Source organism: Allobosea sp. 10N428 (assembly GCF_056394545.1).
In genome coordinates this window covers 115,863-130,925 of the sequence record NZ_JBFTIC010000010.1, presented here as the reverse complement: position 1 = coordinate 130,925, position 15,063 = coordinate 115,863, and the positions used below count along the sequence as shown (strand labels likewise).

At 65.6% G+C, this 15,063-nt stretch carries 17 protein-coding genes; 11 read left to right on the top strand and 6 right to left on the bottom strand.

The annotated features are described in order from the left end of the window. Positions 1–9: 9 nt before the first annotated feature. The gene (locus tag AC1DDA_RS23910; protein WP_476797660.1) at positions 10–780 is read right to left on the bottom strand and encodes an META domain-containing protein; all 771 of its coding nucleotides are present in this window, start codon (positions 778–780) and stop codon (positions 10–12) included. A 13-nt stretch (positions 781–793) separates the two neighbouring features. Then, positions 794–1,258 carry a Fur family transcriptional regulator Irr gene (gene irr, locus AC1DDA_RS23905; protein WP_476797659.1) on the bottom strand — a complete coding sequence of 155 codons (465 nt, stop codon included), beginning with the start codon at positions 1,256–1,258 and terminating at the stop codon, positions 794–796. 292 nt (positions 1,259–1,550) lie between these two features. On the opposite strand from irr, the gene fabA reads away from it, so the two are divergent. The 5 genes from fabA to AC1DDA_RS23880 all read left to right on the top strand — a co-directional run bounded on the left by fabA (position 1,551) and on the right by AC1DDA_RS23880 (position 4,954). Further along, positions 1,551–2,063, top strand: a complete 513-nt coding sequence (gene fabA, locus AC1DDA_RS23900) for a 3-hydroxyacyl-[acyl-carrier-protein] dehydratase FabA (RefSeq protein ID WP_441513589.1) — start codon at positions 1,551–1,553, stop codon at positions 2,061–2,063. A 111-nt stretch (positions 2,064–2,174) separates the two neighbouring features. Continuing rightward, positions 2,175–3,401, top strand: coding sequence for a beta-ketoacyl-ACP synthase I (gene fabB / locus AC1DDA_RS23895; protein ID WP_476797658.1), 1,227 nt, complete (start codon positions 2,175–2,177; stop codon positions 3,399–3,401). Positions 3,402–3,408: 7 nt separating this feature from the next. Continuing rightward, positions 3,409–3,678 (top strand): DUF3303 domain-containing protein, encoded by a 270-nt coding sequence (locus AC1DDA_RS23890; protein WP_476797657.1) that lies wholly within the window; start codon positions 3,409–3,411, stop codon positions 3,676–3,678. Positions 3,679–3,820: 142 nt separating this feature from the next. Further along, positions 3,821–4,654, top strand: coding sequence for an enoyl-ACP reductase FabI (gene fabI, locus AC1DDA_RS23885; protein WP_441513592.1), 834 nt, complete (start codon positions 3,821–3,823; stop codon positions 4,652–4,654). A gap of 54 nt (positions 4,655–4,708) precedes the next feature. Continuing rightward, positions 4,709–4,954 carry a DUF2188 domain-containing protein gene (locus AC1DDA_RS23880; RefSeq protein WP_441513593.1) on the top strand — a complete coding sequence of 82 codons (246 nt, stop codon included), beginning with the start codon at positions 4,709–4,711 and terminating at the stop codon, positions 4,952–4,954. An 88-nt stretch (positions 4,955–5,042) separates the two neighbouring features. On the opposite strand, the gene AC1DDA_RS23875 is transcribed toward AC1DDA_RS23880, so the two are convergent. Both AC1DDA_RS23875 and AC1DDA_RS23870 read right to left on the bottom strand, forming a co-directional pair. Beyond that, positions 5,043–5,393, bottom strand: coding sequence for a hypothetical protein (locus tag AC1DDA_RS23875; protein WP_476797656.1), 351 nt, complete (start codon positions 5,391–5,393; stop codon positions 5,043–5,045). A gap of 101 nt (positions 5,394–5,494) precedes the next feature. After that, positions 5,495–6,727 carry an argininosuccinate synthase gene (locus tag AC1DDA_RS23870; protein ID WP_476797655.1) on the bottom strand — a complete coding sequence of 411 codons (1,233 nt, stop codon included), beginning with the start codon at positions 6,725–6,727 and terminating at the stop codon, positions 5,495–5,497. A gap of 247 nt (positions 6,728–6,974) precedes the next feature. Between AC1DDA_RS23870 and AC1DDA_RS23865 the strand changes: the two genes are divergently transcribed. Next, a complete protein-coding gene (locus tag AC1DDA_RS23865; RefSeq protein WP_441513595.1) occupies positions 6,975–7,583 on the top strand; it encodes a 2-hydroxychromene-2-carboxylate isomerase in 609 nt (202 codons plus the stop codon). A 4-nt stretch (positions 7,584–7,587) separates the two neighbouring features. Then, positions 7,588–8,496: an NHL repeat-containing protein gene (locus AC1DDA_RS23860; protein ID WP_476797654.1), complete on the top strand. Its 909-nt coding sequence runs from the start codon at positions 7,588–7,590 to the stop codon at positions 8,494–8,496. Here the strand turns inward: AC1DDA_RS23860 and AC1DDA_RS23855 are convergent, their stop codons facing one another. Then, positions 8,497–9,570 (bottom strand): M48 family metallopeptidase, encoded by a 1,074-nt coding sequence (locus AC1DDA_RS23855; RefSeq protein WP_476797653.1) that lies wholly within the window; start codon positions 9,568–9,570, stop codon positions 8,497–8,499. It lies immediately after the preceding gene. A gap of 34 nt (positions 9,571–9,604) precedes the next feature. Further along, the gene (locus AC1DDA_RS23850; protein ID WP_476797652.1) at positions 9,605–10,162 is read right to left on the bottom strand and encodes a LemA family protein; all 558 of its coding nucleotides are present in this window, start codon (positions 10,160–10,162) and stop codon (positions 9,605–9,607) included. 351 nt (positions 10,163–10,513) lie between these two features. Here AC1DDA_RS23850 and rpsA point away from each other — a divergent pair, with 351 nt between their 5' ends. The 4 genes from rpsA (at position 10,514) to ihfB (ending at position 15,057) form a co-directional block, all read left to right on the top strand. Further along, the gene (gene rpsA, locus AC1DDA_RS23845) at positions 10,514–12,217 is read left to right on the top strand and encodes a 30S ribosomal protein S1 (RefSeq protein ID WP_441513599.1); all 1,704 of its coding nucleotides are present in this window, start codon (positions 10,514–10,516) and stop codon (positions 12,215–12,217) included. A gap of 192 nt (positions 12,218–12,409) precedes the next feature. Then, complete coding sequence (locus AC1DDA_RS23840) at positions 12,410–13,699, top strand: Hsp70 family protein (protein WP_476797651.1); 1,290 nt, start codon at positions 12,410–12,412, stop codon at positions 13,697–13,699. Positions 13,700–13,772: 73 nt separating this feature from the next. After that, entirely contained in the window at positions 13,773–14,744 is a 972-nt protein-coding gene (gene sppA, locus AC1DDA_RS23835) for a signal peptide peptidase SppA (RefSeq protein ID WP_476797650.1), read from the top strand. Between the two features lie 28 nt (positions 14,745–14,772). Next, the gene (gene ihfB / locus AC1DDA_RS23830; protein WP_441513707.1) at positions 14,773–15,057 is read left to right on the top strand and encodes an integration host factor subunit beta; all 285 of its coding nucleotides are present in this window, start codon (positions 14,773–14,775) and stop codon (positions 15,055–15,057) included. Positions 15,058–15,063: the final 6 nt, after the last annotated feature.

The following is a 15,063-nucleotide window of genomic DNA, read 5'->3' as shown; positions in this document are numbered from 1 at the left end:
CTGCCGGGACTACTGCCGGGTCAGCGTCATCAACGGCCGGCCGCCCCGGTCGAGCAAAGCGAGCCGCCCCGTGCGCCGCTCGATGCTCCAGCGGTGAACCCGCTCCAACGTCTTCAGGAAGCGCTGCTCCTGATCCATCACATCGGGTGCGCAGGCCATCATCGTCGAGACCATGCGGGAGAACCGGATTATCCGGCCCTTGACCGTCGCGTTGCCGCCGAAGCCGTTGCAGCCGCCGCGGCCCGACACCCTGCCATCGTCAGCGATGGTGATGACGGTGGTGATCGATCCCGGTGTCTCGGTGCCACCGAGACTGGCGAGGCGCCAGCTCCCGATGGGGGAGGAGGCCGGCGCGGCAGGCTGATCCTGCGTCGCCGCGCGCTGGACCCAGATTGCGGTGTCGTCCTGGTCGCCCGTGAAGACGCTGTGCCGTTCGGTCGTGATGAACAGCAGCTGTCCGCGATCGAGGATGCGCGCCTGTAGCGCGTAGCTGCGCCGCGGCTCGATCTGCCGCGAATCGAAATGCAGGGTCCACGGCGCCGGGATGCGCCGCCCGGAGACGCGGGTTTCGGCGATGGTGCGCGCCGGTGCATCGGCCAGGGAGACGTCGAGAAGCTTGACCTCGGTGATCGCGCCCGGCGGCAGCAGCATGCGCTCGCGATAGGATACGGTTCCGCTCAGCGTCTGCGGCGCGGCGGCTGCGGGAATGGCGGGAAGAGCCGCGGCGAAAGCCAGCCCCACGAAAATCCGCCGCGAGATCAGGGGGCGGGGAGGGCGCATCTTGCTCGCCCGCTCAGCCGTCGATCTTGCGGAGCCGGACCACCACGTCGACGCGGGCGATCTCATAGCCCGCAGGCGGTGTCGGCAGGCTGGCGATGTCGATCTCCTGGGCAGGGATGTCGATCACCCGGTTCTCGCCTTCCACGACGAAATGGTGATGCTCGTGATCGGCGGTGTCGAAATAGGCCTTGGCGCCATCGAGCGTCAGCTCGCGCAGCAAGCCTGCCTCGGTGAACTGGCGCAGTGTGTTGTAGATCGTCGCCAGCGAGACCGGGATCCGCTCCTTCATCGCCTCTTCATAGAGCATCTCGGCGCTGACATGGCGCTGACCCTTGGCGAAGAGCACCCAGCCGAGCGAAACGCGCTGACGCGTTGGCCGCAGGCCGACGCGTCTCAACTTCTGCCGGACGTCGTGGAAGGGGCAACCTTGCCGCACAACCGACCCGTCGCCCTGGTTTTGCGAAGTCAGATCGCTCATGCCAATTCTCGTTCTCATGTCTTCGTTCGCAACGGGCGCCCGCAGCTCCGCCGATTGATTGCAATCATTCCAAGGAAATGTAGGGCCTCGGCTCCACCCCCGCAAGCATGACGCAGGCTTCCTAGCAGATGATGGGCGTGCCGGCTTTGATCTGGCGCATGTCGAACGCCGTTTTTGACGTTGGCGTGTGGGTCGACGCGCCTGTGCCCTTTCGTTTCCGCTTCCCGCCGTGTTAGGCACGGCGCAGAATACGCCTTGCCGAATCCGGCCGGCGCAAAGGAGCGGAACGGGAATGCAGCGTCAGTCGTCTTTCAGCTACGAGGAGATCCTCGCCTGTGGTCGCGGGGAGCTGTTCGGGCCGGGCAACGCGCAGCTGCCGCTGCCGCCGATGCTGATGTTCGACCGCATCACCGAGATCGCCGAGGAGGGCGGTGAGCACGGCAAGGGCCTCGTCCGCGCCGAATTCGACATCAAGCCCGACCTCTGGTTCTTCGACTGCCATTTCAAGGGCGATCCGGTGATGCCGGGCTGCCTCGGGCTCGATGCGCTCTGGCAGCTCACCGGCTTCTTCCTCGGCTGGCTCGGCCTGCAGGGCCGCGGCCGTGCGCTCGGCGTCGGCGAGGTCAAGTTCGCCGACCAGGTGCTGCCTTCGGTCAAGAAGGTCGTCTACGGCGTCGACTTCAAGCGTGTCTTCAAGTCGAAGCTCGTGCTCGGCATTGCCGATGGCTGGCTCGAGGCCGACGGCAAGCGCATCTACACGGTCAGCGACATGCGCGTCGGCCTGTTCAAGCCGGAAGCGGCCTGAGGAAAAACGCGCCGCGACCTTGCGCGCAGCTGCTGCTCGGTCCATTTGCGCGGTATGAATCCAGAGCGGCGGGCCAGCCCGCCGCGCGCTGACAGCTGGAGTGAAGCGAGCATGAGACGCGTCGTCGTCACCGGGATGGGCATCGTCTCGTCCATCGGCAACAACACGCAGGAGGTCCTGGCCTCGCTGCACGAAGCGAAATCGGGCATCTCCCATGTCGCGGAATTCGCCGCGCACGGCTTCCGCAGCCAGGTTGCCGGCGTTCCCACGCTGGATCCCGCGAGTGTGCTCGACCGGCGTGCCATGCGCTTTCACGGTGGCGGTTCCGCCTGGAATCAGGTCGCGATGGAACAGGCGATCGTGGATGCGGGCTTGGAGCCGGCCGAGGTAAGCAACGAACGCACCGGAATCATCATGGGTTCGGGCGGACCCTCGACCCGCGCGCTGATCGACGCCTACGACAAGGCCCGTGAGAGCGGTTCGTCCAAGAAGGTCGGCCCCTTCGCCGTGCCGAAAGGCATGTCCTCGACCGCCTCGGCGACGCTCGCCACCTGGTTCAAGATCAAGGGCGTCAACTATTCGATTTCCTCGGCCTGCGCGACCTCGAACCACTGCATCGGTAACGCCTACGAGCTGATCCAGTGGGGCAAGCAGGACATGATCTTCGCCGGCGGCTGCGAGGAGCTGGACTGGACGCTCTCCGTCCTCTTCGACGCCATGGGCGCGATGTCCTCCGACTTCAACGACCGCCCCGCCGTCGCTTCGCGCGCTTATGACGTGGCCCGCGACGGCTTCGTCATCGCCGGCGGCGCCGGTGTCGTCGTGCTTGAGGAACTGGAGCACGCCAAGGCGCGCGGCGCCAAGATCTATGGCGAGATCGTTGGCTATGGCGCGACTTCGGACGGCTACGACATGGTCGCTCCTTCGGGCGAGGGTGCGGAGCGCTGCATGCGCATGGCGCTGCAGGGCGTGAAGGCCAAGGTCGACTACATCAACCCGCACGGCACCTCGACCCCGGTCGGCGACGGCAAGGAGATCGAGGCGATCCGCGCCGTGTTCGGCGCCGGCGACAAGGCGCCGCCGATTTCGGCGACCAAGTCGCTCACCGGCCATTCGCTCGGCGCGACCGGCGTGCAGGAGGCGATCTACTCGCTGCTGATGCTGAACAACGATTTCATTTGCGAAAGCGCCCATATCGAGGAACTCGACCCGGCCTTCGCTGACATGCCGATCGTGCGCAAGCGCATCGACAATGCCGGCCTCGGCTGCGTGCTCTCCAACTCCTTCGGTTTCGGCGGCACCAACGCCACCATCGTGATGAAGCGCCTGGAGGCCTGAGGCCGCCATGCTCTTCATGGTGATCGAGCATTTCGATCAGGCCCGCGTGAAGGATGTCTATGCCCGCTTCCAGGAGCGCGGGCGTATGGCGCCGGAAGGCTTGCGCTACGTTGAAAGCTGGGTTGCCGCCGATCTTGGCCGCTGCTTCCAGATCATGGAATGCGACGATGTCGCTCTGTTRCAGGAATGGGTCCTGCGGTGGAGCGACCTTGCCCGCTTCGAGATCGTGCCCGTCGCGACGTCGAAGTCCGCGGCGGGCGCGGTGCTGAAATCATAGTTGCGCGGCGTCGCGTTTGCCGCCCGTGCAACGGGCGTGCAATCACCAGCTGCCGTTCAGGCTTGACGAGCCAGAGTTGCCGAGCGTTTTCCTCTTCTCCCGCCATCCGACCAGTTCCTGAAGATCCCTTCCAGAGTGTGCCATGCTCCCGCTGATGCATAACAAGCGCGGCCTCATCATGGGCGTCGCCAACCAGAACTCGATTGCCTGGGGCATTGCCCGCACCCTTCACGCACATGGTGCCGAGGTCGCTTTCACCTATCAGGGCGATGCGCTCGGCAAGCGCGTCCGGCCGCTGGCGGAGAGCCTCGGTTCCAACCTCGTCATCCCCTGCGATGTCGAGGACATCGCCTCCGTCGATGCGACCTTTGCCGCTCTCGACGAGGCCTGGGGCGGTGATCCCGAACGCAACACGCTCGACTTCGTCGTCCACGCCATCGGCTTCTCGGACAAGAACGAGCTCAAGGGTCTCTATGCCGACACCTCGCGCGAGAACTTCTCGCGCACCATGGTGATCTCCTGCTTCTCATTCACCGAGATCGCCAGACGGGCCGCAGATCGCATGCCGAAGGGCGGCAGCATGATCACGCTGACCTATGGCGGCTCGACTCGGATCATGCCGAACTACAACGTCATGGGCGTGGCCAAGGCGGCGCTTGAGGCGAGCGTGCGCTATCTCGCCGGTGACTACGGCCCGCGCGGCATCCGCGTGAACGCCCTCTCGCCCGGGCCGGTGCGGACGCTGGCCGGTGCCGGCATCTCGGATGCGCGCGCCATGCTGTCCTGGCAGCGGGCCAACTCGCCGCTGCGCAAATCGGTCTCGCTCGATGAGATCGGCGGCTCGGCGCTATACTATCTTTCTGACCTGTCGGGTGGCGTCACAGGCGACATCCACCACATCGACGCCGGCTATCACATCACTTCGATGCCGACGCTCGAAAGCCTGCGTGCCGCCGACAGCGGCAACGGGGAGTAGACGGAACTCTGCGACGGGACCATCGTTCTTTCCGGATCGGTAGGAGGACATGCGATGGCCCTGGTCAGGTACCAGATCGTCGAGCACGATGGCGGGTGGGCCTATAAGGTCGGCGACGTGTTGTCGGAAACATTCCGTTCGCATGAGGCGGCGCTGAAGGCCGCCACGCGAGCAGCGGCACGCCAGACGGTCGCTGGCCACACCGATGGCATCGTCTATCAGGACAAGGATGGCCAGTGGCGTCAGGAGTTGGCTGACGGCCATGATCGCCCTGCGACCGAGGTCATCGACGAGCCCTAGGGGCGGCGCGCTTTGCCGCCGATCCAAGCCGATCAGGCCGGGTATCCAGGGCAAGCGCCGATCGAACCCGACGCGATCGGATGCGGCTTCAGCGCGCGGTGAAGAAGGTCAGCAGCACCTTGCTGTTCTCGCCGAGAAGGCAGAGGAAGCGGCGGGGTTTGTCGGAGCGGTCGGTCCGGAGATAGGCCTCGCCCATCACGATGCGCGTAACCGGAATGGTCTCGATCTTCGATTCCGATACCGCGACCGTGGTGCCGTCCTCATCGATATAGATGTCCTTGATCGCCGGTTCCCTGGAATGCAGCGTCTGGAGCGCCGCTGCCTTGCAGGTCGCGATTTCCGGCGTCGCCGGCTTCTCGCTCTTCGGAGGGACTTCTTGTGCGAAGGCGGGAGCCGATAGTGCGGTGGAGATCAGAACGGCGGCGAGGCAGGGGAGCATGCAGGAGCACTCACATCGACAATGGAGAGTGCTGAACGCTTCAGGAGGCCGTCGGTTCAAAAGAAGAAGCCCGCCGTTGGGCGGGCTTCCGTGGGCAGGGCTCAGAGACCGAGCTTCTTCTTGCGTTGGCCCAGCGTGCGCAGGCGCAGGGCGTTGAGTTTGATGAAGCCCGCTGCGTCGCGGTGATCATAGGCCACCGCGCCTTCCTCGAAGGTGACGAGGTCCTGATCGTAGAGCGAGTAGTCGCTGGAGCGGCCGATGACGTGGACACCGCCCTTGTAGAGCTTGAGGCGCACGTCGCCGGTGACGAATTCCTGGCTCTTGTCGATCAGCGCCTGCAGCATCTCGCGCTCCGGCGAGAACCAGAAGCCGTTATAGATCAGCTCGGCATATTTCGGCATGATCTCGTCCTTGAGATGCGCCGCGCCGCGGTCGAGCGTGATCGACTCGATCGCGCGATGCGCCGCGTGCAGGATCGTGCCGCCGGGCGTCTCGTACATGCCACGGCTCTTCATGCCGACGAAGCGGTTCTCGACGAGGTCGAGCCGCCCGATGCCGTTGTCGCGGCCGAGATCGTTGAGCTTGGCGAGCAGCGTCGCGGGCGAGAGCTTCACGCCGTCGATCGCGACCGCATCACCCTTCTCGAACGAGACGGTGACGATCGTCGGGGTGTCCGGCGCGTCTTCCGGCGAGATCGTGCGCGAATAGACATAATCTGGAACCTCGACCGCCGGATCTTCCAGCACGCGGCCTTCCGAGGAGGCGTGCAGCAGGTTGGCGTCGACGGAGAAGGGCGCTTCGCCGCGCTTGTTCTTGGCGATCGGGATCTGGTGCTGCTCGGCGAAGGCGATCAGCTGCTCGCGCGAGCGCAGGTCCCATTCGCGCCAGGGCGCAATCACCACGACGTCGGGCTTGAGCGCATAGGCGGTGAGCTCGAAGCGGACCTGGTCGTTGCCCTTGCCGGTGGCGCCGTGGGAGACGGCGTCGGCGCCGGTCTTCTCGGCGATCTCGATCAGCTTCTTGGCGATCAGCGGCCGCGCGATCGAGGTGCCCAGGAGATAGACGCCCTCATAGGCGGCGTTGGCGCGGAACATCGGGAAGACGTAGTCGCGCACGAATTCCTCGCGCAGGTCTTCGATGTAGATGTTCTCGGGCTTGATGCCGAGCAGCAGCGCCTTGTCGCGCGCCGGCCCGAGTTCCTCGCCCTGGCCGAGATCGGCGGTGAAGGTCACGACCTCGCATCGATAGGTGGTCTGCAGCCATTTGAGGATGATCGAGGTGTCGAGACCGCCGGAATAGGCGAGGACGACCTTTTTCACGCTGCTGTCAGCCATCTGTTCAATTTCCTTCTGGCAGCCCCCATGGGCCGCGTTTCGGACGCAATGGCGCACTATCGCAGGGTTCGGGGCGAAGCAATCGGAACCTTCTGATCGATCCCGCGTCGTCCGGTGATGGATCGACGTGGGCGAGCGCGTCGTCCCTCCATTCCACAGGCGCCCATTCGCGGCGCTTGCGGTCGTGCTTCGGAGGGCGCAGGCTCGGCGATGCGCGACACGAGATGACGACTTGTTCGGAGGCTGAATGCCGAATCGTCCCGTTCTGGACTTCTGGTATGAGTTCGCGTCGCCCTATTCCTGCCTGAGCGCCCTCAGAATCGAAAAGCTGGCCGAGCAGGCCGGCGTGATGTTGCGCTGGCGGCCTTTCCTGTTGGGGCCGATCTTTGCTGCGCAAGGCTTGAACACCTCACCCTTCGCTCTTTATCCCAGCAAGGGCCGCTATATGTGGCGCGACACGGCTCGGCGCGCTCGGCGGCAGGGGCTCGGCTTCGTCAAGCCCGACAATTTTCCCCAGAATTCGCTGGCCGCGACGCGGTTGGCTCTGGCTGGCCGCGATGCGGGGTGGACGCCGGCCTTCTCCAAGGCGCTGTTCCGGGCCCAGTTTTGCGAAGGAAAGAACATCTCCGAGGAGGGGGTGCTTGCGGCGGCATTGAAGGAAGCGGGCAGCGAGCCCGGCGTCGCCATGCCGCTTTCCCGCAGTGAGGAGACCAAGGGGCGCCTGCGGGCCGAGATCGAATATGCCAAGTCGATCGGCATCTTCGGCGCGCCCTTCTTCGTCGCTGGCGATGGCGAGCTGTTCTGGGGCGACGATCGGCTGGAGGAAGCGCTCGAATGGGCGCAGGACGGGCGCTGAAACCGTGATCGTCGATCGCCGCCGTCTCTTGGCGGCGGGGGCAGGTCTATGCCTGGCTCCCGCTGCGCTGGCGCGTCCGTCCTTGCCGGGCGATGCGCCGGGTTACGACACGCGCGAACTCAGCGCCGTGCCCAACGAGCCTGCCATCGGTCGCCGTTATTGGTCTCCGGGGCTGAACGAAGGCTACGTTCCCCAGGGGCTGACGGTTTATCGGGACGAGATCCTGATCGCCGCCTATCGAAGCAGCGAGCGTGATCAGGAGAATGGTCCGTCCCAGCTCTTTCGCCTGTCGCGTACCGATGGGCGCTTGCTCGGTAGCTTCGCCTTGCCGGCGACCTATGGCCATCCGGGCGGCCTCGCCATGGTCAAGGACACGCTGTTCGTTGCCAATTCGGGGCGCCTGCTCGCTCTCGATTTCAGGGAATCCTGCCGCACCGGGGAATGCGTTCCGCTGAAGGAGGCGCGCGTCGACAAGGCGATGGGCCCTTCGTTCCTTGCCGCATCCGGCGACAGGCTCTGGTTCGGCCCCTTCCGCCGGGAGGGCACGCCCAGCCTCCATGCCGTGCCGGTCGCGCGGGTGTTGTCCGGGAGCGAGGCGGCGATCGGCCTGGCGGATGCGGATGCGACCGTCCCGCTGCCGCTCTTCGCGCAGGGCGCAACTTTCGACGATGACGGAAGCATCTGGATAGCGCAGAGCGCCGGCAATCGACCCGCATTCCTCTCGAGGCTCGACAGCCGCACCGGCGCGGTTCTGGCGCGTTACGCGGCCCCTGGCGGCATCGAAGACCTCGGCCGCGCGCCGGATGGCAAGCTCTGGGCGGTCAGCGAGGCCGGGACGCAGCGCTGGAACCGCTGGAGCACCTTCTTCCCCGTCGTTTTCGAAATCGACCCCGCGAAGCTGGTCGTCGCCTGATCAGCCTTGGCCGGGCGCTTGCGGCGGGCGGGACCAGGGGCCGCGCGCCACCGTCTCCTCGACCATGGTCGGCAGGTCCTGACGCTCGGCGAGCTTGGGCGGGTGCGGCGGCATCTCCGGCATGCGCCCGCCCGCTGTCTCGATCAACGCCTGCACGCGCTTGGTGACGGAAGGGTGGGTCGAGAACAGGTCGGCGAAATCGTCCGGATCGTTCTCGAAGCACATGTCCATCACGCCGGAGGGAACGCCCTCGATATCGGCCCGGCCGGAGATCTTGAGCAGGGCGGAGATCATCGCATCCGGATTCTTGGTCAGCTCGACCGCTCCGGCATCGGCCAGATATTCGCGCGAGCGCGACAGAGACAGCCGGATCAGAATGGCCAGGAACCAGGAGATCGCGATCACCGCGACACCGACGACGATCGCCAGCCCGTTGCCCTTCTTGGAATCGTCCGACGAGACCCTGATCCTGCTGCGGCCGAAACCGCGGAATACGATCTCGCCGATGAAGGAGACGACGCCGGCAATCACCACGGCGACCACCATCAACCGGACATCGCCGTTGCGGATATGGGTCAGCTCATGGGCGAGAACCGCCTCGACCTCGGCGTCGTTGAGCTGGGCGAGGAGCCCGCTGGTGACGCTGACCGTGAATTGCTTGTCGTTGACGCCGCTGGCGAAGGCGTTGAGCGCGTCGCTCTCGACGATCGCGAGCTTCGGCATCGGCAGGCCACGCGAGATGCAGAGATTCTCCAGCATCCGGTAGAGCTTGGGGTTGTCCTCGCGCCCGATGCCCCTGGCGCCGGTCACGGCGCCGATCAGCGCGACGTTGATGCGGAAGCCGATGAAAACCCAGAGGATCGTCGCCAGCGTGACGAAGGGAAACCAGGAGCGGAAGATGCGGTTCGCCTCGCCGAAGACGGTTTGTCCGCGCGGCACGCCGCCATAGCCATAGGCGATCAGCAACAGCCCCCAGGCGGTGAGATAGACGAGCAGGAAAAGCCCGGCGATCAGGAGGTTGGACCTGATCCGGTTGTTGCGCTGGTGGGTATAGAGCCCGAAGGCCTGGGCCATCGCAGCCGCTCCCCCTGCCGCCGGCAGTCTTGCGCTAGAACTTCACGCTCGGCGCGACCTCGATCTGGGCGCGTGCGGTCTCGCCGACATCGAAGAATTCGCGTTGCGTGAAGCCCATCTGCGGCGCAAAGAGCATGGCCGGGAAGGCCTGGATCGCCGCGTTGAACTCGCCCACCGCATTGTTGAAGAAGCGCCGCGCCGCGGCCAGCTTGTCCTCGACATTGCCGAGATCGACCTGGAGTTGCTGGAAGTTCGCGCTGGCCTTGAGGTCGGGATAGGCCTCGCCCAGCGCCAGCAGCCGCCCGACGGCGCCGGAAAGCTGCTGCTCGGCAGCAGCCTTGTCGTGCACGCCGCTCGCGCCCTGTGCCGCGTTGCGTGCGGCGATCACCGCGTCGAGTGTCGACTTCTCGTGCGTTGCGTAGCCCTTCACCGTCTCGACGAGGTTGGGGATCAGGTCGTGGCGCTGCTTGAGCTGGACGTCGATGTCGGCGAAGGCCTGGTTGACGCGCTGCCGCATCGTGACGAGCCCGTTATAGGTCATGATCGCATAGGCGACGATGGCCACGATCAGCCCCAGAATGACCCAGCCCATGCAAAGCTCCCCTTGTGCCGGCCCCGGAGCATGCACACTGGCACGGCCGGAGACCTCGGAAAAGCGGCAGAAAGCTTGCTCTGACGGCTGGAGTGGATTACATCGCCCTTGTCCGAAGGGCCGTGATCGATCATGCGCCGGGGGCGGTCTTCGAGACCTGCTCCCGTTTCGTGCTGGAAGCGGGCTCTTTGGATACGGATCGAACCGGCGGCACGGCGCCTCCGGCCCCGATATGTCGGGGCGGGATTCCTCCGAAAGGAGAAGCTGACGGTCGCGGTCTGGAACGCAACACTAGCCCAGGCGCCCAAGCCGGACATCCGCGGGATACGCGGCCGGCTCCCAGGAGATTACATGTCTGCAGTTGAGAGCTACAGCGCGGGTCGCGAGGATTTCGCCGCCCTTCTCGAAGAGTCCTTCGCCCGCAATGAGGCGATGGAAGGTACCGTCATCAAGGGCAAGGTCGTTGCCATTGAGAAGGACATGGCGATCATCGACGTCGGTCTGAAGACCGAAGGTCGCGTCGCGCTCAAGGAATTCACCGGCCCCGGCCGTGAGCAGGAGATCGGCGTCGGCGACGAGGTCGAGGTTTATCTCGACCGGATCGAGAACGCGCTCGGCGAAGCCGTCATCTCGCGCGACAAGGCTCGCCGCGAAGAGAGCTGGGTCAAGCTCGAGAAGGCCTTCGAGGCCCGCGAGAAGGTCACCGGCATGATCTTCAACACCGTCAAGGGCGGTTACACCGTCGATCTCGACGGCGCCGTGGCCTTCCTGCCGCGCAGCCAAGTCGACATCCGTCCGATCCGCGACGTCGGCCCGCTGATGGGCCAGCCGCAGCCCTTCGAGATCCTCAAGATGGATCGCCGCCGCGGCAACATCGTCGTGTCGCGCCGCACCGTCCTCGAAGAGACTCGCGCCGAGGCTCGTTCCGAGCTCGTCGCCTCGCTCGAAGAGGGCCAGGTCATCGACGGCGTCGTCAAGAACATCACCGAATACGGTGCGTTCGTTGACCTCGGCGGCATTGACGGCCTGCTGCACGTCACCGACATGGCGTGGCGCCGCGTGAACCACCCGTCCGAGGTCGTGACCATCGGCCAGACGGTCAAGGTCAAGATCATCAAGATCAACCAGGACACGCACCGCATCTCGCTCGGCATCAAGCAGCTGCTGGCCGATCCGTGGGATGGCATCGCCGAGCGTTACCCGGTCGGCACCCGCCTCAAGGGCCGCGTGACCAACATCACGGACTACGGCGCGTTCGTCGAAGTGGAGCCGGGCATCGAAGGCCTGATCCACGTCTCCGAGATGTCCTGGACCAAGAAGAACGTCCACCCCGGCAAGATCGTCTCGACCTCGCAGGAAGTCGACGTCGCGATCCTCGAGGTCGATCCCGTCAAGCGCCGCATCTCGCTCGGCCTCAAGCAGACCCTGCGCAACCCGTGGGAGCTCTTTGCGGAGCAGCACCCGGCCGGTTCGACGGTCGAGGGCGAGGTCAAGAACAAGACCGAGTTCGGTCTGTTCCTGGGCCTTGAAGGCGACATCGACGGCATGATCCACCTTTCGGATCTCGACTGGAACCGTCCCGGCGAGCAGGTCATCGAGGAATACAAGAAGGGCGACGTCCTGCAGGCCGTCGTTCTCGATGTGGACGTCGAGAAGGAGCGTATCTCGCTCGGCCTGAAGCAGCTCGGCGGCGATCCCTTCGTGGATGCCGGCGAGTTCAAGAAGGGCCAGATCGTCACCTGCGAGGTGGTCGAGGTCAAGGAGTCCGGTCTCGACGTCAAGATCGCCGACACCGACATGATGACCTTCATCAAGCGTGCCGAGCTGGCGCGTGATCGCTCCGAGCAGCGCCCCGAGCGCTTCGCGGCCGGCGAGCGCATCGACGCCCGCGTCGTGCTCTTCGACAAGAAGGCCCGCAAGATCCAGGTCTCGATCAAGGCCCTGGAGATGGCCGAGGAGAAGGAAGCGATGGCCCAGTACGGCTCCGCCGATTCCGGCGCCTCGCTCGGCGACATCCTCGGCGCGGCCCTCAAGAAGGCCACCGACAAGAAGTGAGGTTTCGGCTGCGAAAGCGGCCGGACATTCAAGACAGCCCGCGCGGAGCGATCCGCGCGGGCTTTTGTTTCGGTCCTGCCCGTTATTCTCGGGCGGAGTGAAGCGCAGACCCGAGAATCTCGTGACCAGAGTCCGCTGGTTTCCGAGATGGTCGGGTCAACCCCGACCATGACGCCACACGAGGAACTCGCCATGACCCCCGCCGCCATCGGCATCGACTTCGGCACCACCAACAGCGTCGTCGCGCTGGCGGGAGCGGACGGCTCGGTCATGACACGCTCCTTCGCCACCAGGCAGGGCGCGGTCGACGCTTACCGCTCGGCGCTGATGTTCTGGCGCGAGGGGCGTCCCCCTGAGACCCGCATCACCCATGTGAGTGGGCCCGATGCGCTCGACATGGCGCTGGGCATGACGACCGAGCATCGCTTCCTGCAGTCGCTCAAGACCCATCTTTCGAGCCGCGCCTTTCAGGAGACGCGCCTGTTCGGCAAGCTCTTCCGGCTGGAGGATCTGATCGGCGTCTTCCTGTCCGACCTGACGACGGACCTGCCCGGCCATGACGAATTGCCGCTGGTTTCCGGCCGCCCGGTCGTCTTCGCCGGCGAGCGCCCCGACGAGGAACTGGCGGTCGGCCGCCTCAAGGGCTCCTACGGCAAGGCCGGCATGGAGCAGGTCGATTTCGCCTATGAGCCGCTCGGCGCCGCCTACTGGTACGCCCGTGACCTCAAGACACCGCAGACCATGCTGGTCGCGGATTTCGGCGGGGGCACCAGCGACTTCTCGGTGATGCGCTTCGAGCCCGGCCGCAATGGCGGGCTGGAGGCGATCCCGCTCTCGCATGCCGGCGTCGGCGTCGCCGGCGATACCTTCGACTACCGCATCATCGAGCATGCGGTCTCGCCGGCGCTGGGCAAGGGCACGGAGTACCGCTCCTTCGACAAGCTCCTGCCGGTGCCCGCCCATTATCACGCCGCCTTCGCGCAATGGCACAAGCTCTCGCTGATGAAGAGCCGCGAGACCATGGCCGAGCTCAACGCCCTGATCCGCGAGGCGGTCGAGCCGGCCAAGCTCGAGGACCTGCTGACGGTGATCGAATACGATCTCGGCTACGAGCTCTACCGCGCTGTCTCCGCAACCAAGGTCGCGCTTTCCGACAACGAGATGACGACGCTGAGCTTCAGCCAGATGGGCGTCGTCATCGAGAAGGCGATCCGCCGGACCGATTTCGAGCGCTGGATCGCCGAGGACGTCGGTGCGATCGAAGCCGCGCTTGACCGCGCGCTGGCCGAGGCAGGGCTTGGCGGAGATCGCATCGAGGCGGTCTTCATGACCGGCGGCACCTCCTATGTTCCGGCGGTGCGTCGCCTGTTCGATCGCCGCTTCGGCGCCGGGAAAGTCCATATCGGCGATGCCTTCCGCTCGGTCGCGAGCGGCCTCGCGCTGCTGGCGCTCGACCGGGCGCGCGCCTCCGTCGCGGCCTAAAGGCCAAGCTCGCGCCTTGCCCGCCCGGCATGGCGGGTCTACATCACGGACCCACAGCCGCCAGGAGTGCCCGATGTCGTCCGACGCAGATCTGCTCGCAGATCGCCGCAGCCTGCGGCGCAAGCTGACGCTTTGGCGCGTGCTCGCCGTGCTCGGCGTGATCGTCGCCGCGGTGGTCGGCGGCCTCGCCTGGAGGGGCGATAGCCCTGTGAGTCTGTCGAGCGCGCATATCGCGCGCATCACCGTCTCCGGCTTCATCTCCGGCGATCGCCGCACGCTCGATCTGATCAAGTCTGTCGAGGACAGCAGCGCCGTCTCCGCCGTCGTGCTCAGGGTCGACAGCCCCGGCGGCACCACCTCCGGCTCGGAGGCACTACATACGGCGCTGCGCCAACTGGCGGCCAAGAAGCCGATGATCGCAGTGGTCGATGGCGTCGCCGCGTCCGGCGGCTATATCGCCGCGATGGGCGCCGACCGCATCGTCGCGCGCCAGACCTCGCTCGTCGGTTCCATCGGCGTGCTCTTCCAATTCCCCAATGTCTCGCATCTGCTGGACACGGTCGGCGTCAAGGTCGAGTCGATCAAATCGAGCCCGCTTAAGGCGGCGCCCAGCGGCTTCGAGCCGACCTCGCCGGAGGCACGCGAGGCGCTGCAGCGCGTCGTCGACGACAATTACGCCTGGTTCAAGCAGATGGTCCGCGACCGCCGTCACCTCGCCGATGCCGAATTGGCGACCGTCTCGGATGGACGGGTCCATTCCGGCCGTCAGGCGCTGGGGCTGAAGCTGGTCGACCAGATCGGCGGTGAGGCCGAAGCGATCACCTGGCTCGAGCGCGAAAAGGGCGTCGCCAAGGATCTCAAGGTGCAGGACTGGCGTCGCCGCAGCGAATCCTCGTCCTTTGGCCTCTGGAGCCTGGCCGAGGCGATGGCGCGCGGCGCGGGGCTGGAGGCCCTGGCGGCGACGATTGCACGGGCAGCCGACCAGCCGGTCGGCTTGCGGCTTGACGCGCCCTTGGCGCTCTGGCAGCCTGCCGCTGAAAAGTGATGTTGATACAAATGGTTATACTCCGGCGATGATTAAGTCTGAACTCGTTCAGCGGATTGCTGATCAGAACACCCACCTTTATCAGCGCGACATCGAGAACATCGTCTCGGCCATCCTGGACGAGGTTGTGAAGGCTCTCGCACGTGGCGACAGGGTGGAGTTGCGTGGCTTCGGCGCTTTTTCGCGCAAGGCGCGCTCCGCCCGCGTCGGCCGCAACCCCCGCACAGGCGATGCGGTGGAGGTCGAGGAGAAGTTCGTCCCCGTCTTCAAGACGGGCAAGGAGCTGCGGCTGCGCCTCAACGGCAAAGATTGAGCCTTA

Excerpts from the sequence above, each read along its gene's own strand:
- irr (WP_476797659.1), bottom strand. The coding sequence starts at position 1,258 with ATGAGCGATCTGACTTCGCAAAACCAGGGCGACGGGTCGGTTGTGCGG.
- fabI (WP_441513592.1), top strand. The coding sequence starts at position 3,821 with ATGCTCCCGCTGATGCATAACAAGCGCGGCCTCATCATGGGCGTCGCC.
- fabB (WP_476797658.1), top strand. The coding sequence starts at position 2,175 with ATGAGACGCGTCGTCGTCACCGGGATGGGCATCGTCTCGTCCATCGGC.
- sppA (WP_476797650.1), top strand. The coding sequence starts at position 13,773 with ATGTCGTCCGACGCAGATCTGCTCGCAGATCGCCGCAGCCTGCGGCGC.
- AC1DDA_RS23875 (WP_476797656.1), bottom strand. The coding sequence starts at position 5,393 with ATGCTCCCCTGCCTCGCCGCCGTTCTGATCTCCACCGCACTATCGGCT.
- ihfB (WP_441513707.1), top strand. The coding sequence starts at position 14,773 with ATGATTAAGTCTGAACTCGTTCAGCGGATTGCTGATCAGAACACCCAC.
- rpsA (WP_441513599.1), top strand. The coding sequence starts at position 10,514 with ATGTCTGCAGTTGAGAGCTACAGCGCGGGTCGCGAGGATTTCGCCGCC.
- AC1DDA_RS23840 (WP_476797651.1), top strand. The coding sequence starts at position 12,410 with ATGACCCCCGCCGCCATCGGCATCGACTTCGGCACCACCAACAGCGTC.
- AC1DDA_RS23865 (WP_441513595.1), top strand. The coding sequence starts at position 6,975 with ATGCCGAATCGTCCCGTTCTGGACTTCTGGTATGAGTTCGCGTCGCCC.
- AC1DDA_RS23880 (WP_441513593.1), top strand. The coding sequence starts at position 4,709 with ATGGCCCTGGTCAGGTACCAGATCGTCGAGCACGATGGCGGGTGGGCC.
- AC1DDA_RS23870 (WP_476797655.1), bottom strand. The coding sequence starts at position 6,727 with ATGGCTGACAGCAGCGTGAAAAAGGTCGTCCTCGCCTATTCCGGCGGT.
- AC1DDA_RS23850 (WP_476797652.1), bottom strand. The coding sequence starts at position 10,162 with ATGGGCTGGGTCATTCTGGGGCTGATCGTGGCCATCGTCGCCTATGCG.
- AC1DDA_RS23910 (WP_476797660.1), bottom strand. The coding sequence starts at position 780 with ATGCGCCCTCCCCGCCCCCTGATCTCGCGGCGGATTTTCGTGGGGCTG.
- AC1DDA_RS23855 (WP_476797653.1), bottom strand. The coding sequence starts at position 9,570 with ATGGCCCAGGCCTTCGGGCTCTATACCCACCAGCGCAACAACCGGATC.
- fabA (WP_441513589.1), top strand. The coding sequence starts at position 1,551 with ATGCAGCGTCAGTCGTCTTTCAGCTACGAGGAGATCCTCGCCTGTGGT.